The 15,889-nt window shown below is 60.7% G+C and carries 15 protein-coding genes; 10 read left to right on the top strand and 5 right to left on the bottom strand.

Annotated elements, in window-relative coordinates:
* The first annotated feature begins 43 nt into the window (after window positions 1–43).
* Entirely contained in the window at window positions 44–1,165 is a 1,122-nt protein-coding gene (locus CLU90_RS10825; RefSeq protein WP_100427909.1) for a M14 family metallopeptidase, read from the top strand.
* A 12-nt stretch (window positions 1,166–1,177) separates the two neighbouring features.
* Window positions 1,178–1,642, top strand: coding sequence for a CYTH domain-containing protein (locus CLU90_RS10820; protein WP_100429432.1), 465 nt, complete (start codon window positions 1,178–1,180; stop codon window positions 1,640–1,642).
* Window positions 1,643–1,810: 168 nt separating this feature from the next.
* Here CLU90_RS10820 and CLU90_RS10815 read toward each other — a convergent pair whose 3' ends face one another.
* The 5 genes from CLU90_RS10815 to CLU90_RS10795 form a co-directional block, all read right to left on the bottom strand.
* Window positions 1,811–3,064: a DUF2863 family protein gene (locus tag CLU90_RS10815; RefSeq protein ID WP_100427908.1), complete on the bottom strand. Its 1,254-nt coding sequence runs from the start codon at window positions 3,062–3,064 to the stop codon at window positions 1,811–1,813.
* 212 nt (window positions 3,065–3,276) lie between these two features.
* On the bottom strand, window positions 3,277–5,997 hold the full coding sequence (gene acnA, locus CLU90_RS10810; RefSeq protein ID WP_092710380.1) for an aconitate hydratase AcnA: 2,721 nt from the start codon (window positions 5,995–5,997) through the stop codon (window positions 3,277–3,279).
* Between the two features lie 88 nt (window positions 5,998–6,085).
* The gene (locus CLU90_RS10805; protein ID WP_092710377.1) at window positions 6,086–6,640 is read right to left on the bottom strand and encodes a hypothetical protein; all 555 of its coding nucleotides are present in this window, start codon (window positions 6,638–6,640) and stop codon (window positions 6,086–6,088) included.
* Between the two features lie 13 nt (window positions 6,641–6,653).
* Window positions 6,654–7,652, bottom strand: a complete 999-nt coding sequence (locus tag CLU90_RS10800; protein WP_092710374.1) for an HpcH/HpaI aldolase/citrate lyase family protein — start codon at window positions 7,650–7,652, stop codon at window positions 6,654–6,656.
* Between the two features lie 110 nt (window positions 7,653–7,762).
* The gene (locus CLU90_RS10795) at window positions 7,763–8,752 is read right to left on the bottom strand and encodes a malate dehydrogenase (RefSeq protein WP_034752084.1); all 990 of its coding nucleotides are present in this window, start codon (window positions 8,750–8,752) and stop codon (window positions 7,763–7,765) included.
* 305 nt (window positions 8,753–9,057) lie between these two features.
* Between CLU90_RS10795 and CLU90_RS10790 the strand changes: the two genes are divergently transcribed.
* From CLU90_RS10790 to CLU90_RS10755, 8 genes are all read left to right on the top strand, one after another.
* On the top strand, window positions 9,058–9,924 hold the full coding sequence (locus CLU90_RS10790; protein ID WP_100427907.1) for a GntR family transcriptional regulator: 867 nt from the start codon (window positions 9,058–9,060) through the stop codon (window positions 9,922–9,924).
* 303 nt (window positions 9,925–10,227) lie between these two features.
* On the top strand, window positions 10,228–10,650 hold the full coding sequence (gene sdhC, locus CLU90_RS10785) for a succinate dehydrogenase, cytochrome b556 subunit (RefSeq protein WP_034752080.1): 423 nt from the start codon (window positions 10,228–10,230) through the stop codon (window positions 10,648–10,650).
* A 2-nt stretch (window positions 10,651–10,652) separates the two neighbouring features.
* Window positions 10,653–11,018, top strand: a complete 366-nt coding sequence (gene sdhD / locus CLU90_RS10780) for a succinate dehydrogenase, hydrophobic membrane anchor protein (protein WP_034752078.1) — start codon at window positions 10,653–10,655, stop codon at window positions 11,016–11,018.
* A 2-nt stretch (window positions 11,019–11,020) separates the two neighbouring features.
* Window positions 11,021–12,802 carry a succinate dehydrogenase flavoprotein subunit gene (sdhA, locus tag CLU90_RS10775; RefSeq protein WP_100427906.1) on the top strand — a complete coding sequence of 594 codons (1,782 nt, stop codon included), beginning with the start codon at window positions 11,021–11,023 and terminating at the stop codon, window positions 12,800–12,802.
* Window positions 12,803–12,811: 9 nt separating this feature from the next.
* The gene (locus CLU90_RS10770) at window positions 12,812–13,522 is read left to right on the top strand and encodes a succinate dehydrogenase iron-sulfur subunit (RefSeq protein ID WP_034752075.1); all 711 of its coding nucleotides are present in this window, start codon (window positions 12,812–12,814) and stop codon (window positions 13,520–13,522) included.
* A gap of 117 nt (window positions 13,523–13,639) precedes the next feature.
* Entirely contained in the window at window positions 13,640–13,921 is a 282-nt protein-coding gene (locus tag CLU90_RS10765) for an FAD assembly factor SdhE (RefSeq protein ID WP_034752073.1), read from the top strand.
* Window positions 13,922–14,042: 121 nt separating this feature from the next.
* Window positions 14,043–15,344, top strand: coding sequence for a citrate synthase (gene gltA, locus CLU90_RS10760; RefSeq protein WP_034752071.1), 1,302 nt, complete (start codon window positions 14,043–14,045; stop codon window positions 15,342–15,344).
* Window positions 15,345–15,442: 98 nt separating this feature from the next.
* Complete coding sequence (locus CLU90_RS10755; RefSeq protein WP_100427905.1) at window positions 15,443–15,784, top strand: winged helix-turn-helix transcriptional regulator; 342 nt, start codon at window positions 15,443–15,445, stop codon at window positions 15,782–15,784.
* Window positions 15,785–15,889 lie beyond the last annotated feature (105 nt).

Below are 15,889 nucleotides of genomic sequence, written 5' to 3'. Positions count from 1 at the left end.
CACGAGGCCGCGCCGGGACACTTACCTAGGACGGGATCATTACATGACCATTAAAATCAGCCAGAACTTCGACTCGGGCGCCATCGACGTGGTGAGCGCCACCAGTGCCGGCGCCATCGACCTGAACTTGCGCAAGGATAGCCACGCCGACATCCACCAGTGGTTCCACTTCCGCCTGCAGGGCGCGCGTGGACAGGCATGTACGATGCGCTTCCTGAACGCGGGCCAGGCCACCTATCCGGCCGGCTATGAAGACTACCAGGCCGTGGCCAGCTACGACAGCGAAAACTGGTTCCGCGTGCCGACCTCGTTCGATGGCCAGGTCATGACGATCTCGCATACGCCTGAACTCGACAGCGTGTACTACGCCTATTTCGAACCGTATTCGTGGGAACGCCATTTGCGCCTACTGGGCGAAGTGGCCGAGCATCCGCTGGCGCGCGTATCCGACCTGGGCAGCACGGTCGACGGCCGCGACATGAACATGGTCACCATCGGCAACCCGCAAGCGGAAAAGAAAATCTGGGTCGTCGCGCGCCAGCATCCGGGCGAATCGATGGCCGAATGGTTCGTCGAAGGCCTGATCGACTCGCTGCTCGACGACGCCAACCCGATCGCGCGAAAACTGCTGCAGCGCGCCGTGTTCCATATCGTGCCGAACATGAACCCGGACGGCTCCATCCGCGGCAACCTGCGCACGAATGCGGCCGGCGCCAACCTGAACCGCGAATGGATGACGCCATCGCTGGAATCGAGCCCGGAAGTGCTGTGCGTGAAAAACAAGATCCACGAAACGGGCGTCGACATGTTCTTCGACATCCACGGCGACGAAGCGTTGCCGTACAACTTTGTGGCCGGCAATGAAATGTTGGAAAACTTCACGCCGGCGCAAGCGGCGCACCAGAAGGCCTTCATCGAGCGCTACAAGCAGGCCAGCCCCGACTTCCAGGACAAGTTCGGCTATGCGGCCAGCAAGTACAAGTCGGACATGCTGACCCTGGCGTCGAAATACATCGGCCACCACTTCGGCTGCCTGGCGCTGACCCTGGAAATGCCGTTCAAGGAAAACGCGGACTTGCCCGATCCGGCCGTGGGCTGGAACGGCGCGCGCAGCGCGGCACTGGGCGCAGCCATGCTGCAGCCCATCCTGCTGTCGCTCGATTGAACGGCGTTGATCATGGGCGTCGAGATCGAGCGTAAATTCCTGCTGGCCGGCGATGCCTGGCGCGGCCTGGGGCAGGCGGTGCTGCTGCGCCAGGGTTACCTGTCGTCCGCGCGCGAGCGCGTGGTGCGCGTGCGCATCGAGGGCGAACAGGCGATGCTGACCATCAAGGGCGCGAACGTGGGCGCCACGCGCGGCGAGTGGGAGTATCCGATTCCGCTGGCCGACGCTGCCGAACTGCTCGACGGCCTGTGCGAACAGCCGTTGATCGAAAAGGTCCGCCACCGCATCGAACACGCGGGCATGGTGTGGGAAGTCGACGAGTTCCTGGGCGCCAATGCGGGCCTGGTGGTGGCCGAGATCGAACTGGCCTCGGAAGACCAGCCTTTCGACAAGCCGGACTGGATAGGCGCGGAAGTGTCGGGCGACGCGCGCTATTACAACGCGAATCTGATCCGCCATCCGTTTTCGCAGTGGTGATGGCGTTGTAAATGACGTTGCAATGAAAAAGGCGGAACCTCGGTTCCGCCTTTTTTTTTGTGCGCCAACGCTGCTGTCGGATTACGCTGTGCCGGCTAATCCGACCTACGGCCTATGACAGCATCGTAGGTCGGATTAGCGCGCAGCGCGTAATCCGACAAGCCCGCATTAATGGAAGTGTTCCGTGCCCTGCGGCGTATCTTCCGGCATCTCCGCATGCGCCAGCTCGCCGACCGGGTCGGCAAACAGGGGCGCGCCGCAATCGTCGCAGTATTCACCGACAAAACGTTCCGCGTGGCGCTTGATCTGCGTCACGCCGGCGGCGTTCAGGTGCTCGATGATTTCATCGGCGGGCGTCTTTTGCTTGTCCAGCGCGGCGATGCCGACCTGGATCAGGCCTTCGATCGGCGTGCCATCCTCGTCTTCCTGGCCGTACAAAGGCCAGACGATGCCGTAGATGACGTCCGGCGCCTGGCGCAGGGTGAAGGCGATGCGGTACTCGTCCACCTGGCCGTCGGCAGCTTCCTCGCCGAAGCCGGCGATGACGGCGCGCAATTCCGACGGCTCGATGGCCAGGGTATGCGTCAGGTAGTGCACGGCGGCGCGCACGGAGACGGGGCGTATCAGCTTGTCCGCTTCGCGGCAGGCCACGTAGTACGCTTCCGGCAGCAGCAGTTCCAGGCCGCAGCCGGGCAGCAGGCGGGCAATCGTCGGCGTCGCCTGCGTGCGCCATTGTTCCAGGGCGGCGCTGCGCTCGGCGATGAAGTCGAGCTGGCTGGCCGGCGTCTGCCAGCGGAACAGCGGGGCGCCGGCAGGGGCCACGACGGCCGCCAGCAGGTAGCGCGTGTCGGCCAGGAACGGTGCCGTTTCCGCCTCTTTGCCCGAGGGCTTGACGGCCGTGCCTTTCAGCGCGGCCAGGGCCAGCTTTTGCGTCTTGGCATAGGTCTCGACGTGGCTGCGCGGCAACTGGTCGATCGAGTAGAGCGTCGGCGCCATGGCCATCTTGGTGCCGTCGGCCAGCAGGTGGGCGGCGAAATGCGCCGACAGCACGCCGTGCGCGTCGCCGGCCATGGGGCCGGAGGCGATGGAAAAGCGCGTCCACGCGAGGATGGGCACGGCGACGAGCAAGGCGTCGTAGCGCACGTCTTCATGCACGATGACGGTCGATTCGCTGACGGCTTCAACGCAGTCCATCAGCACGTCGTAGGCGTTCAAGTCTTCCTTGAACAGGCTGCCCAGGGTGTTGTCGATGGTGTCCTGGTGGCCGGTTTTGAGTAATTTCTGGAGCTGCGTATCCAGGCTGTGTTCCCAGGACCGCTCTTCGAGACGGCTGGCTGCCTGTACGATCGCCTGGGCAAAGGTGACCAGGCGCTGGCTGTCGGCAGTCAGTTTATGGGATGAATCTTTGGAAGGACGACGCATAGCGGGATAAGAGTCTCGGAAAGTGAAAAAAATGGATCAGTCAAACAATGATAAACCCTTATAACCGTATTGTAGAGGATTCAGCCGCACGCAATACGTAAGCTGTCCTTAGATCATGCCAATAGTCGAAATTTCAAGTCGGAACAGGATGCAGGGACGAAAAAAAGCGCCGGTCGAAACCGGCGCCTTTATCTTGCATCACAACTGATCGATTACTCGGCCAGCAGTTGACGCAGCACGAATGGCAGGATGCCGCCATGCTTGTAGTAATCGACTTCGATCGGCGTATCGATGCGCAGCAGGACTTTGACTTCCTGGCTGGAGCCGTCGGCGCGGTGGATCACCAGGGTAGCCAGTTGCTGTGGCTTGATTTCGCCTTCGAGGCCTTTCAGGTCGAAGGTTTCCTTGCCGGTGATGCCCAGGGTTTGCACGCTGTCGTCGCCGATGAATTGCAGCGGCAATACGCCCATGCCCACCAGGTTCGAGCGGTGGATGCGCTCGAACGAACGGGTGATCACGGCTTTCACGCCCAGCAGTTGCGTACCTTTTGCCGCCCAGTCGCGCGACGAGCCCGTACCGTACTCTTCGCCGCCGAAGACCATGGTTGGCGTGCCTTCGGCAACGTATTTCATCGCCGCGTCGTAGATCGACATCTGTTCGCCGGAAGGCTGGTGGATCGTGATGCCGCCTTCGACCGCCGAACCGTCTGCCTTGGCAGGGATCATGCGGTTCTTGATGCGCACGTTGGCGAACGTGCCGCGCATCATGATTTCATGGTTGCCGCGACGCGAGCCGTAGGAGTTGAAGTCCGCTTTCAGGACGCCGTTTTCCTTCAGCCATTTGCCTGCAGGACCGTTTTCCTGGATCGAGCCGGCTGGCGAGATGTGGTCGGTGGTGATGGAATCGCCGAACACGCCCAGTGCGCGCGCGCCTTCGATACCGGTGGCCACTGCCGCTGGCGTCATCGAGAAGTTGTCGAAGAACGGTGGTTCCGCGATGTAGGTCGATTTCGGCCAGTTGTAGACTTGACCGGACACGGTCGTGACTTTTTCCCACAGCTTGCCTGGCGCGCCCTTGACGTCAGCGTAGTTGTCCTTGAACACCTTGGCGTTCATGGCGAACTTCATCATGGCCGACACTTCAGCCGAGGTCGGCCAGATGTCGCCCAGGTAGATGTCCTTGCCGCCCTTGCCCTTGCCGACCGGTTCCGTCATCAGGTCGCGCGTCATGTTGCCGGCGATGGCGTAAGCGACGACCAGCGGTGGCGAAGCGAGGAAGTTCGAGCGGATGTTCGGGTGAATACGCGCTTCGAAGTTGCGGTTGCCCGACAGCACGGCCGACGCGACGATGTCGTGCGTGGCAATGGCTGCGTTCAGCTCGGGCGTCAGGTCGCCCGCGTTGCCGATACAGGTGGTGCAGCCGTAGGCGGTCACGCCGAAGCCCAGTTTTTCCAGGTATGGCAGCAGGCCGGCAGCGGTCAGGTACTCGGTCACGACGCGCGAGCCAGGGGCCAGCGAGGTCTTGATGTGCGGAGCGACTTTCAGGCCGGCTTCGACGGCTTTCTTGGCCAGCAGGCCGGCAGCCAGCATGACGCTCGGGTTCGAGGTGTTGGTGCACGAGGTGATCGCGGCGATCAGCACGTCGCCGTTCGACACTTTCACGCCGTTCGTCGTTTCGTACACGGCAGCCAGGTCGGCCGGATTCTTGTTGAAGCCGTTTTCCGTGGTTGGCTTGGCGAACAGCTCGGCGAAGTTCGCCTTGACGTTGCCGATCTCGATACGGTCTTGCGGGCGTTTCGGGCCGGCCAGCGACGGAGCGACCGATGCCAGGTCCAGTTCCACCACGCGGGTGTAGTCGATGTCGCCCGCTTTTGGCACGCCGAACAGGTTTTGCGCCTTGAAGTAGCCTTCGAACGCGGCGATTTCAGCCTTGCTGCGGCCGGTGCCCTTGAAGTAATCGATGGTCGCTTCGTCGACCGGGAAGAAACCCATGGTCGCGCCGTATTCCGGTGCCATGTTGGCGATCGTCGCGCGGTCCGTCAGGGTCAGGGACTCGGTGCCTTCGCCGAAGAATTCGACGAACTTGCCGACGACTTTTTCCTTGCGCAGCAATTCGGTGATGGTCAGTACCAGGTCGGTGGCGGTGCAGCCTTCGCGCAATGCGCCCGACAGGTTCACGCCGATGACGTCAGGCGTCAGGAAGTAGACCGGTTGGCCCAGCATGCCCGCTTCCGCCTCGATGCCGCCCACGCCCCAGCCGACCACGCCGATGCCGTTGATCATGGTGGTGTGCGAGTCGGTGCCGACCAGGGTGTCAGGGTAGTACACGTCGCCGGCTTTCTTGCCTGCGTGGTGCACGCCGCGTGCCAGGTATTCCAGGTTGACCTGGTGGACGATGCCGAAGCCTGGTGGCACGACGCCGAAGGTGTCGAATGCCTGCATGCCCCATTTCATGAACTGGTAACGCTCGTTGTTACGCGAGAATTCCAGTTTCATGTTCAGGTCCAGCGCTTTCTTTTCGCGGTAGTGATCGATGGTCACCGAGTGGTCGACCACCAGGTCGACCGGCACCAAAGGCTCGATCTTCTTGGCGTTGATGCCCATCTTGGCGGCCACGTTGCGCATCGCTGCCAGGTCGGCCAGCAATGGAACGCCGGTGAAGTCCTGCAGCACGACGCGCGCCACTACGAACGGGATCTCGTCGGTGCGCTCGGCGGTCGGGCCCCAGCTCGCCAATTGCTTGACGTGTTCTTCGGTGACTTTTTTGCCGTCGCAGTTGCGCAATACCGATTCGAGCACGATACGAATCGACACTGGCAGGCGGGAGACATTGATGCCCAGGCTTTTTTCCAGCGCAGGCAGGGAGTACAGCTTGCCCTTCTTGCTATCCGAAATATTAAAGTCCTTGAGCGTGTTCAGAGTGTTGCGGGACATGACCTCTCCTTGTTGGGTATCGTCTATTTATTGATTATTCAAATTACAAAACATGACTGAGCCCCCGAAGAGGCCCTTGCTACGCACATCAGCCGCCGGCGGCCGGCAGCACGCCCAGCGATGGCGCGGCTTCCACCACTGCCGCCGGCTTGGCTTGCTCCGCATCCTTGCATTCATTGGCCAGCTGGCGGCCCTGCTTGGAATCGAGCAGCATGCCTTTGGCCGGGATGCCGATCCACACGAGGCCGTACAGACGGTTCTCGAAGCGGTTGGCGCCGGTCGTGGTGCCGACGCGGCTCAGGCGGTGCAGGCGCTTCTTCCAGCGCAGGGCGATGTGTTTGTCGTCAGTCGCATTGGTGTAGATGGTAATTTTGTTACCAAGTTCACAATTGAAATCGGTGGAAGCCGAGCCCGCGGTATCCGGTTCGTCCGACTCTTCCTTGTCGGCGACCGACATGGCGAGCGGATGGGCTTCCTTGGCGGCTGCCTTGGCCTTGGCGGTCTTGGCCTTTGGCTTGGCCTTGACAGCCTTGACGGCCTTGGGATTTGCCTCTGCCGTGGCGGCGAAGCTGGCTGGCGCCAGCGTGAGGGACATGGCGCCCAGCGCGACGCTGCAGGCAATGGCTAATTTGGAGAGGGACATCGTGTAATTCCTGTCAGTTTTCAGTGGTGCTGGAAGAGGGGGTGTTGAGTAATGCGGCGGCCGCCTCGGGCAGGCCGAGGCCCGCCAGTTTGGCGCGTTGCAAAACGGTCCAATAATATCGGTAGCTGGCGCGGTCGTGCAAGCGGCCATTTTGCGCAATCGGTCCCCAGTTGGCGCGCAGCGCCTCATTGAGGATGTTGCTCGCTTCGTTGACTTCGGACAGGCGCGGCGTGAAGGCCTTGATGATGGGCTTGATCTGGTCCGGGTGGATGCTCCACATGCGCGTGTAGCCGAACTCGGCCGTCGCGCGCTGGGCGTCGTTCGCCACCACGGCCGAATCGCGCACGTCCGTCGTCACGTTGTGCGACGCCACCTTGCCGTGCGCGTGGCAGGCGGCCGCCACTTCGAGCTTGGCGCGCACCACCAGCGGGTGCGTGAACTGGCCCGGCGTGCGCATGGCGGCCGCGGGAATGGCGCCGTAATGGGCCGAAACGAAATCCATGATGCCGAAGGACAGGCATTCGACCTGCGGCAGGGCGGCGATGGCGTAGGCGTCGCGCAGCGCGCCATGCGTTTCGATCAGGATGTGCACGGGCAGGTTGTCGCGGCCGGCGCGGCGCGCGTGCAGGTTGATCAGGTCGATGGCCAGCATGGCGTCCTGCACGCCGGCGACCTTGGGCACGGCGATGTAGGCCAGGCGCGATGCGGCGCCGCAGATGATTTCCACGTCGCGCGCGAAAAACGGGCTGTCGACGTCGTGCACGCGCACGCCGATGCGGTTGAACTGGTTCTCGTCGCTGGCCAGCAGGCCGGCGATCATCAGCGCGTGGGCTTCTTCATTGCCGGCGCTGGCGCCGTCTTCGCAGTCGAAGGTGATGTCGAACAGGGGGCCAAGCTCTTGTTGCAAAGCAATCGATTTACGCATCAGCTTTTCGGAGCCGGCGTAGTGGTCGCAAGCGGCGAGCAACAGCGGCTGGCGTTTGCCTTGGAATAAAACCTCGGAAGGGTGCATGCTTAAGGCATTTCTGCAGGTAAAAACTACTTGAGAAAACAGCCGCGCCGCGAATCTCGCGGAGCGGCCTTCTTGGCGGGCGGCGCATTGCCGCGCCGCCAAAACTGGACTTAGGCCAGCAGGTGTTTCACGCCTTCGCGCTCTTCGGTCAGTTCCTTCAGGGTCAGGTTGATGCGCTCTTGCGAGAATGCATCGATTTCCAGACCTTGAACGATGGTGTACTCACCGTTGTCGGTGGTGACCGGGAAGCCGAACACGGTGCCTTCAGGGATGCCGTACGAACCATCCGAAGGAACGCCCATGGTGGTCCACTTGCCGGCCGTGCCCAGCATCCAGTCATGGATGTGGTCGATGGCGGCGTTCGCTGCCGACGCTGCCGACGACAGGCCGCGCGCTTCGATGATGGCCGCGCCGCGCTTGCCGACGGTAGGCAGGAACACGTTGGCGTTCCATTCCTGGTCGTTGATCAGGTCCTTGACGGCCTTGCCGTTCACGGTGGCGAAGCGGTAGTCGGCGTACATCGTTGGCGAGTGGTTGCCCCAGACGGTCAGCTTCTCGATGTCTTTCACGGCGGTGCCGGTCTTGGCAGCGACTTGCGACAGCGCGCGGTTGTGGTCCAGGCGCAGCATGGCGGTGAAGTTCTTCGCTGGCAGCGATGGCGCCGATTTCATGGCGATGTAGGCGTTGGTGTTGGCAGGGTTGCCGACCACCAGCACTTTGACGTTGCGCGAAGCGACGGCGTCGAGCGCCTTGCCTTGCACCGTGAAGATCTGGGCGTTCGCTTCCAGCAGGTCCTTGCGTTCCATGCCTGGGCCGCGCGGACGCGCGCCAACCAGTACGGCCACGTCGACATCCTTGAATGCGGTCAGCGGATCGGAGTGGGCGGTCATTTCCGTCAGCAGCGGGAACGCGCAGTCGTCGATTTCCATCATCACGCCCTTGAGCGCCTTCTGGGCTTTTTCGTCCGGGATTTCAAGCAGTTGCAAGATGACAGGCTGGTCTTTGCCGAGCATGTCGCCATTGGCGATGCGGAACAACAGGGCGTAGCCGATCTGGCCGGCGGCGCCGGTCACTGCAACACGCATTGGGGTTTTAGCCATGATGAATCTCCAAAAATGGGAAAGAAAACGGGCTTGAAGCTGGGCTTACGCTTATCCGGAAAAACTGTAATGATACCAAAACCGGCCCGCGCCACCGAATTGCTGGTGTACGCTGCCGCGACGCATGTGCTGCACGAGGCCAGAGTGGCTGGCCGACAACATAAAACGCTGGCTCACAAGTTTTATCGAGGGCAGTTTAGGCCTCTGATCCCTATCTGTCAATCATATCTTATGTCTTATATAAGACAGATAACTACATGCGTTTTACTGGACGCGGGCAGTGATTTGTGTTGAAATGTCGGACTATGAATTCCGCCTCGTCCAATCTGACCAACAATGCCACTGCTGCAAGCGGGGCGGTCAGTCCGACCGCGGGCGCCCCGGCCACCCCTGCCGCCAGCGCTAATGCCACCCCTGCCACGGCCGTATCCGCGCCCGCGCCTGCCGCGACCGCTTCGCCCACCTTCAGTCCCCTGTACCAGCAGATCAAGGCGCTCATCACGCAAAGCCTGCAATCGGGCGAATGGAAGCCGGGCGAGCTGATTCCCAGCGAAGTCGAGCTGGCCGGCCGTTTCAAGGTCAGCCAGGGCACCGTGCGCAAGGCCATCGATGAGCTGGCCGCCGAGAATCTCGTCATGCGCCGCCAGGGCAAGGGCACCTTCGTTTCCACCCACCATGAGGCGCGCGCGCATTTCCGCTTCCTGCGCCTGGTGCCGGACGAAGGCGTGCCGCATTATCCCGAAAGCAAATTTATCGAAGTCAAGCGCGTGCGTGCGCCGGCCGACGTGGCGCGCCTGATGGACCTGAAGTCCGGCGACGCCGTCATCTTCATCAAGCGCGTGCAGTATTTCGACGGCATTCCCACCATCGTGGAAGAGCTGTGGCTGCCCGGCCTGATCTTCAAGGGGCTGACGGCCGAGCGCCTGGTGGAATACAAGGGCCCCATGTACGGCCTGTTTGAAACGGAATTTGGCACGCGCATGATACGCGCGTCCGAGCAGATCCGCGCCGTGTGCGCCGATGCTGGCGCCGCGCAACTGTTGAATATCGACCTCGGCACGCCCTTGCTCAGTTCCGAGCGCGTGTCGTTTACCTACGGCGACAAGCCGGTCGAACTGCGCCGGGGCCTGTACCTGACCAGTCGCCACCATTATCAGAATGAACTCAGCTGAAGCGGCGGGGTGCCCATGGGTGCCCGAACAAGCGGCAAGGCGGAAGTGCATCGCTTGAAGTGCCCATCGCGAGGCGGGCATGGAGACAACAGAACGCGCAGGTAAAGCATGGCCGGCCCCGGCGGGCCGTGTTTTGCCGGCGATTCTGTAATTAAATTACGTGAACTACGGAAAGTAGCGCGGTATTTTGTAGTAAAAAACCATTTTGGTTATATGTAACAATAGATATTGGTATCGGTTGCGAAAATCGGCGAAAATCGCGGCTTCAATATTTAGTTGAAATTCAAAGGGGAGGTTTTTGTTATGTCTGAAGCCGTAAGAGAAGTACCAAAAAAAGAACGGCCGCAATTCCGTAACATTCATGTTACCGAATTGTCGAACTACCGCATGGCTGTCGGCGCCATCGTCTCGATCCTGCATCGCATCAGCGGTTTCATCATTTTCGCCTTGCTGCCATGCATACTGTACATGCTGGAACTGAGCCTGCGTTCCGAAATGTCCTACGCCTACTTCCAGGGCATCGCCTCGCACTGGTTCGTCAAGCTGATCACCCTGGGTCTGGTCTGGGCCTTCCTGCACCACTTCTGCGCCGGTATCCGTCACCTGTTCATGGACGTGCACGTTGCCATCGAAAAAGATTCGGCACGCAAGACCGCGTCGTCCGTGCTGGTCGTGAGCCTGGTGTTGACGGCCTTGGTCGCTTTGAAACTGTTTGGAGTATTTTAAACATGGCAGACAATAATATCGGACCGAAACGCCTCGTCGTCGGTGCCCATTACGGCTTGCGCGATTGGCTGGCGCAACGCGTTACCGCCATCGTCATGGTGGCCTATGTGGCCATCCTGCTTATTTCTTTCCTGACCGGCAGCAACTTCAGCTATGAAGGCTGGGCTGGTCTGTTCGCACAGCAGTGGTTTAAATTGTTCAGCCTGGTGACCTTCGTCGCCCTGTTCTACCACGCATGGGTCGGCGTACGCGACATCTGGATGGACTACGTGAAAAGCGCTGGCCTCCGTCTGACCCTGCAAATTGCCACCATGCTGTGGTTGATCGCTTGTGCCGGCTGGACGGTACAGATACTCTGGAGTGTGTAATCGTGGCAGCATATAAATCTGCAATCCCTACCCGCCGCTTTGATGCGGTTATCGTTGGCGCCGGCGGTTCCGGCATGCGCGCGTCGTTGCAGCTGGCTGAAGCCGGCCTGAACGTCGCTGTTCTGTCGAAAGTCTTCCCGACCCGCTCGCACACCGTGGCGGCGCAGGGCGGTATCGGCGCGTCGCTCGGTAACATGGCCGAAGACAACTGGTTCTGGCACATGTTCGACACCGTCAAGGGTGGCGACTATCTGGGCGACCAGGATGCCATCGAATTCATGTGCCGCGAAGCACCGAAGGTCGTGTACGAACTGGAACACTTCGGCATGCCATTCGACCGCAACCCTGACGGCACCATCTATCAGCGCCCTTTCGGCGGCCACACGGCCCACTTTGGCGAAAAGCCGGTGCAGCGCGCTTGCGCGGCAGCCGACCGTACCGGTCACGCCCTGTTGCACACGCTGTACCAGCGCAACGTGCGCGCCCGTACGCACTTCTTCGTCGAATGGATGGCGCTCGACCTGATCCGTGACGCCGAAGGCGACGTGATCGGTGTTGTTGCGCTGGAAATGGAAACCGGCGAATGCATGATCCTGGAAGCAAAGACGACGGTCATGGCAACGGGCGGCGCAGGCCGCATCTTCGCCGCGTCGACGAATGCCTTCATCAACACCGGTGACGGCATGGGCATGGCGGCACGCGCCGGCCTGCCGCTGCAGGACATGGAATTCTGGCAGTTCCACCCGACCGGCGTTGCCGGCGCGGGCGTATTGATCACCGAAGGCGTGCGCGGCGAAGGCGGCATCCTGATCAATAGCGAAGGCGAACGCTTCATGGAGCGCTATGCGCCTACCCTGAAGGATCTGGCGCCGCGCGACTTCGTCTCGCGGTCGATGGACCAGGAAATCAAGGAAGGCCGCGGCTGCGGTCCGAACAAGGACCACGTGATGCTGGACCTGCGCCATATCGGCGCCGACACCATCGCCAAGCGCCTGCCGTCGATCCTGGAAATCGGCCACAAGTTCGCCAACGTCGACGCCACCAAGGAACCGATTCCTGTCGTGCCGACGATTCACTACCAGATGGGCGGTATCCCGACGAACATCCACGGCCAGGTCGTCACCCCGACCGGTCCTGAAGGTTCGGCGAAAGTCGTCAACGGCCTGTATGCGATCGGCGAATGCGCCTGCGTTTCCGTGCACGGCGCCAACCGCCTGGGCACGAACTCGCTGCTCGACCTGGTGGTCTTCGGCCGCGCGGCCGGTAACCACATCGTGGGCAGCGGCCTGAAAGCCAAGGAAAACAAGCCTTTGCCAGCCGATGCCGCCGATTTTGCCATGGGCCGCTTGCAGCGCCTGGAAAACTCGACCGGCACGGAAACCGTGCAGGGCGTGGCGAACGACATCCGCGCCACCATGCAGAAGTACTGCGGCGTGTTCCGTACCGACGAGATGCTGAACAAGGGCGTCGAAGAAATCATGAAGCTCGACGAGCGCCGCAAGCACGTCTCGTTCAAGGATAAATCGATGGTCTTCAACACGGCCCGCGTGGAAGCGCTGGAGCTGGACAACCTGATCGAAACGGCGAAAGCGACCATCGTTTCGGCGGCAGCGCGCAAGGAATCGCGCGGCGCCCACGCCCAGGACGACCATCCGCAACGTGACGACGACAACTGGATGAAGCACACTCTGTGGTATTCGGAAGGCAACCGACTGGAATACAAGCCAGTCGTGACCAAGCCGCTGACGGTTGATACCTTCAAACCGAAACCACGTACTTTCTAAGGCTATACCATGGCACGCACTCTTAAATTCAAAATCTACCGCTACGATCCTGACCAGGATGCAAAGCCGTACATGCAAGACCTGACGGTCGAACTGAAAGACACCGACAAGATGCTGCTCGACGCACTGCAGCGCATCAAAGCGGACGTCGATGACTCGCTGGCCCTGCGCCGCTCGTGCCGCGAAGGCGTGTGCGGTTCGGACGCGATGAACATCAACGGCAAGAACGGCCTGGCATGCACGACCAACCTGAATGAACTGTCGGAGCCTATCGTGTTGCGCCCGTTGCCAGGTTTGCCGGTCATCCGCGACCTGATCGTCGACATGACGCAATTTTTCAAGCAGTACGATTCGATCAAGCCTTTCCTGATCAACGATTCGATCCCGCCTGAAAAAGAGCGCCTGCAATCGCCGGAACAGCGCGAAGAACTCGATGGCCTGTACGAGTGCATCCTGTGCGCATGCTGCTCCACGTCGTGCCCGTCGTTCTGGTGGAATCCGGACAAATTCGTCGGCCCGGCCGGCCTGCTGCAAGCCTACCGCTTCATCGCCGATTCGCGCGACGAAGCCACCGGCGCGCGTCTGGACAACCTGGAAGACCCTTACCGCCTGTTCCGCTGCCATTCGATCATGAACTGCGTCGACGTCTGCCCTAAAGGTTTGAACCCGAACAAGGCGATCGGCAAAATCAAGGAATTGATGGTCCGCCGCGCGATCTGATCCCCCTGATCGCATCCGCCGGGCGCCGTTTGCGGGAAGAGGGTATCCTCTCTTGCCTGCAGGCGGCGCCTGCAAAGCAGCACCGTGCCGCAAGGCACACGTAAAGTGGTAAACCAAATGACAGAATCAATTTTGTCCTCGCATCAGGCCGACCCGGCCAACCGCGCCCGCCTGCGCTGGCGTTCACGCCGTGGCCTGCTGGAAAACGACATTATCCTGACCCGTTTTCTCGATGCGTATGAAACCGAATTGACCGATGAAGAAGTTGACGCGCTGACGCGTTTGCTGGATTTATCGGACAATGCGTTAATGGATCTGGTACTGGCCCGTAAAGAGCCGGAAGGCGAAGTCGATCTGCCGCATGTGCGCGCACTGCTGCAACGACTGCGCATTGCCTAGACGCCTGGGCGATATATTGCAAACGGTGCGAGTGGCGCGCTGTAGCACTGCCGAGTGCGGTGCGAATTGCAGCCAGAATTTTTGATTTTAATTTCGACTCACTCCCGAGAAGGAAGAGCCCATGAATATCTCTGACACAAAAGCTACCCTGTCGTTCTCCGATGGCAGCCCATCGCTTGAATTTCCAATCTACAAAGGCACGGTTGGCCCGGACGTCATCGACATCCGCAAACTGTACGCCGGTAGCGGCAAGTTCACCTACGACCCAGGCTTTATGTCGACGGCCGCCTGTAACTCGTCGATCACCTACATCGACGGCGACAAGGGCGAGCTGCTGTACCGTGGTTACCCGATCGAACAGTTGGCCGTCAACGCCGACTTCATGGAATCGTGCTACCTGCTGCTGAACGGCGAACTGCCGAACGCGGCGCAAAAAGCCAAGTTCGTCGACACCGTCACCAAGCACACGATGGTGCACGAACAGATGCAATTCTTCTTCCGTGGCTTCCGCCGCGACGCGCATCCGATGTCGGTCCTGGTGGGCACCGTCGGCGCGCTGGCATCGTTCTACCATGACTCGCTGGACATCAACGACCCGCGTCACCGCGAAGTGTCGGCCATCCGCCTGATCGCCAAGATGCCTACCCTGGTCGCCATGACCTACAAGTACTCGGTCGGCCAGCCGTTCGTGTACCCACGCAACGACCTGTCGTACAGCGCCAACTTCATGCACATGATGTTCGCCAACCCGTGCGAAGAGTACAAGGTCAACGACGTGCTGGTGCGCGCCTTGGACCGCATCCTGATCCTGCACGCGGACCACGAGCAAAACGCATCGACATCGACCGTCCGTCTGGCCGGTTCGTCGGGCGCCAACCCGTTCGCCTGTATCGCTGCCGGTATCGCCTGCCTGTGGGGCCCTGCCCACGGCGGCGCCAACGAAGCGGCACTGAACATGCTGAAAGAAATCGGCACCGTCGAGAACATCCCTGCCTTCATCGCGCAAGTCAAGGACAAGAACTCCGGCGTCAAGCTGATGGGCTTTGGCCACCGCGTGTACAAGAACTTCGATCCACGCGCCAAGCTGATGCGTGAAACCTGCTACGAAGTGCTGCAAGAACTGGGTCTGCAAGACGACCCGCTGTTCAAGCTGGCGATGGAACTGGAAAAGATTGCACTGAACGACGAGTACTTCGTGTCGCGCAAACTGTACCCGAACGTCGACTTCTACTCGGGCATCGTGCAATCGGCGCTGGGCATCCCTGTGTCGCTGTTCACCGGTATCTTCGCCATGGCCCGCACCATCGGCTGGATCGCCCAGTGGAACGAAATGATCGCCGACCCGGAACAGAAAATCGGCCGTCCGCGCCAGCTGTTCGTCGGTTCGACCACGCGTGAAGTACTGCCACTGGACAAGCGTTAATCCAGAGCGGTATCGAGCAAACAAAAAAACGGGCTTCGGCCCGTTTTTTTATGCCGGGCTGTTATGCTCGGGCCCTGGTTCAACAGGAAGCACACGCGATGAATGAAGAAACCTGCGCCCCCAGCGGCGTGGCCCTGGCCGATACGGCGTTTGGCTACACCTTGTCGCTGATTGGCGGCAAATACAAGATGCTGATCCTGTACGCGCTGGCGGCAAACACGGTGCTGCGGCATAACGAACTCAAGCGCCATCTTGGCGGCATCGCCTTCAAGACCCTCAGCGTCGTGCTGAAGGAACTGGAAGCGGACGCGCTGATCGTGCGCAAGGAATATCCGCAAGTGCCGCCCAAGGTGGAATACTCGCTGTCAAGCAAGGGCGTCTCGCTGATCCCCGTGCTGCATACCCTGTGCGAGTGGGGCGAACGGCACCAGCCAGCCTGAGCCCGATGCGCATGGCCAAGGGGTTTTTCCTCGTCAAGTAACTTACTTTTCTTACTGTATGACCAGTCAATGTGCGTACTTGTGAAAAGTAATCGTGATGGTTAT

Source organism: Janthinobacterium sp. 67 (assembly GCF_002797895.1).
Taxonomy (GTDB): Bacteria; Pseudomonadota; Gammaproteobacteria; order Burkholderiales; family Burkholderiaceae_D; genus Janthinobacterium.
This window is presented reverse-complemented; position numbering and strand designations above follow the sequence as displayed.

Excerpts from the sequence above, each read along its gene's own strand:
- gltA (WP_034752071.1), top strand. The coding sequence starts at position 14,043 with ATGAATATCTCTGACACAAAAGCTACCCTGTCGTTCTCCGATGGCAGC.
- CLU90_RS10755 (WP_100427905.1), top strand. The coding sequence starts at position 15,443 with ATGAATGAAGAAACCTGCGCCCCCAGCGGCGTGGCCCTGGCCGATACG.
- CLU90_RS10765 (WP_034752073.1), top strand. The coding sequence starts at position 13,640 with ATGACAGAATCAATTTTGTCCTCGCATCAGGCCGACCCGGCCAACCGC.
- sdhD (WP_034752078.1), top strand. The coding sequence starts at position 10,653 with ATGGCAGACAATAATATCGGACCGAAACGCCTCGTCGTCGGTGCCCAT.
- CLU90_RS10790 (WP_100427907.1), top strand. The coding sequence starts at position 9,058 with ATGAATTCCGCCTCGTCCAATCTGACCAACAATGCCACTGCTGCAAGC.
- CLU90_RS10825 (WP_100427909.1), top strand. The coding sequence starts at position 44 with ATGACCATTAAAATCAGCCAGAACTTCGACTCGGGCGCCATCGACGTG.
- CLU90_RS10820 (WP_100429432.1), top strand. The coding sequence starts at position 1,178 with ATGGGCGTCGAGATCGAGCGTAAATTCCTGCTGGCCGGCGATGCCTGG.
- CLU90_RS10770 (WP_034752075.1), top strand. The coding sequence starts at position 12,812 with ATGGCACGCACTCTTAAATTCAAAATCTACCGCTACGATCCTGACCAG.
- acnA (WP_092710380.1), bottom strand. The coding sequence starts at position 5,997 with ATGTCCCGCAACACTCTGAACACGCTCAAGGACTTTAATATTTCGGAT.
- CLU90_RS10805 (WP_092710377.1), bottom strand. The coding sequence starts at position 6,640 with ATGTCCCTCTCCAAATTAGCCATTGCCTGCAGCGTCGCGCTGGGCGCC.
- CLU90_RS10815 (WP_100427908.1), bottom strand. The coding sequence starts at position 3,064 with ATGCGTCGTCCTTCCAAAGATTCATCCCATAAACTGACTGCCGACAGC.
- sdhC (WP_034752080.1), top strand. The coding sequence starts at position 10,228 with ATGTCTGAAGCCGTAAGAGAAGTACCAAAAAAAGAACGGCCGCAATTC.
- CLU90_RS10800 (WP_092710374.1), bottom strand. The coding sequence starts at position 7,652 with ATGCACCCTTCCGAGGTTTTATTCCAAGGCAAACGCCAGCCGCTGTTG.
- CLU90_RS10795 (WP_034752084.1), bottom strand. The coding sequence starts at position 8,752 with ATGGCTAAAACCCCAATGCGTGTTGCAGTGACCGGCGCCGCCGGCCAG.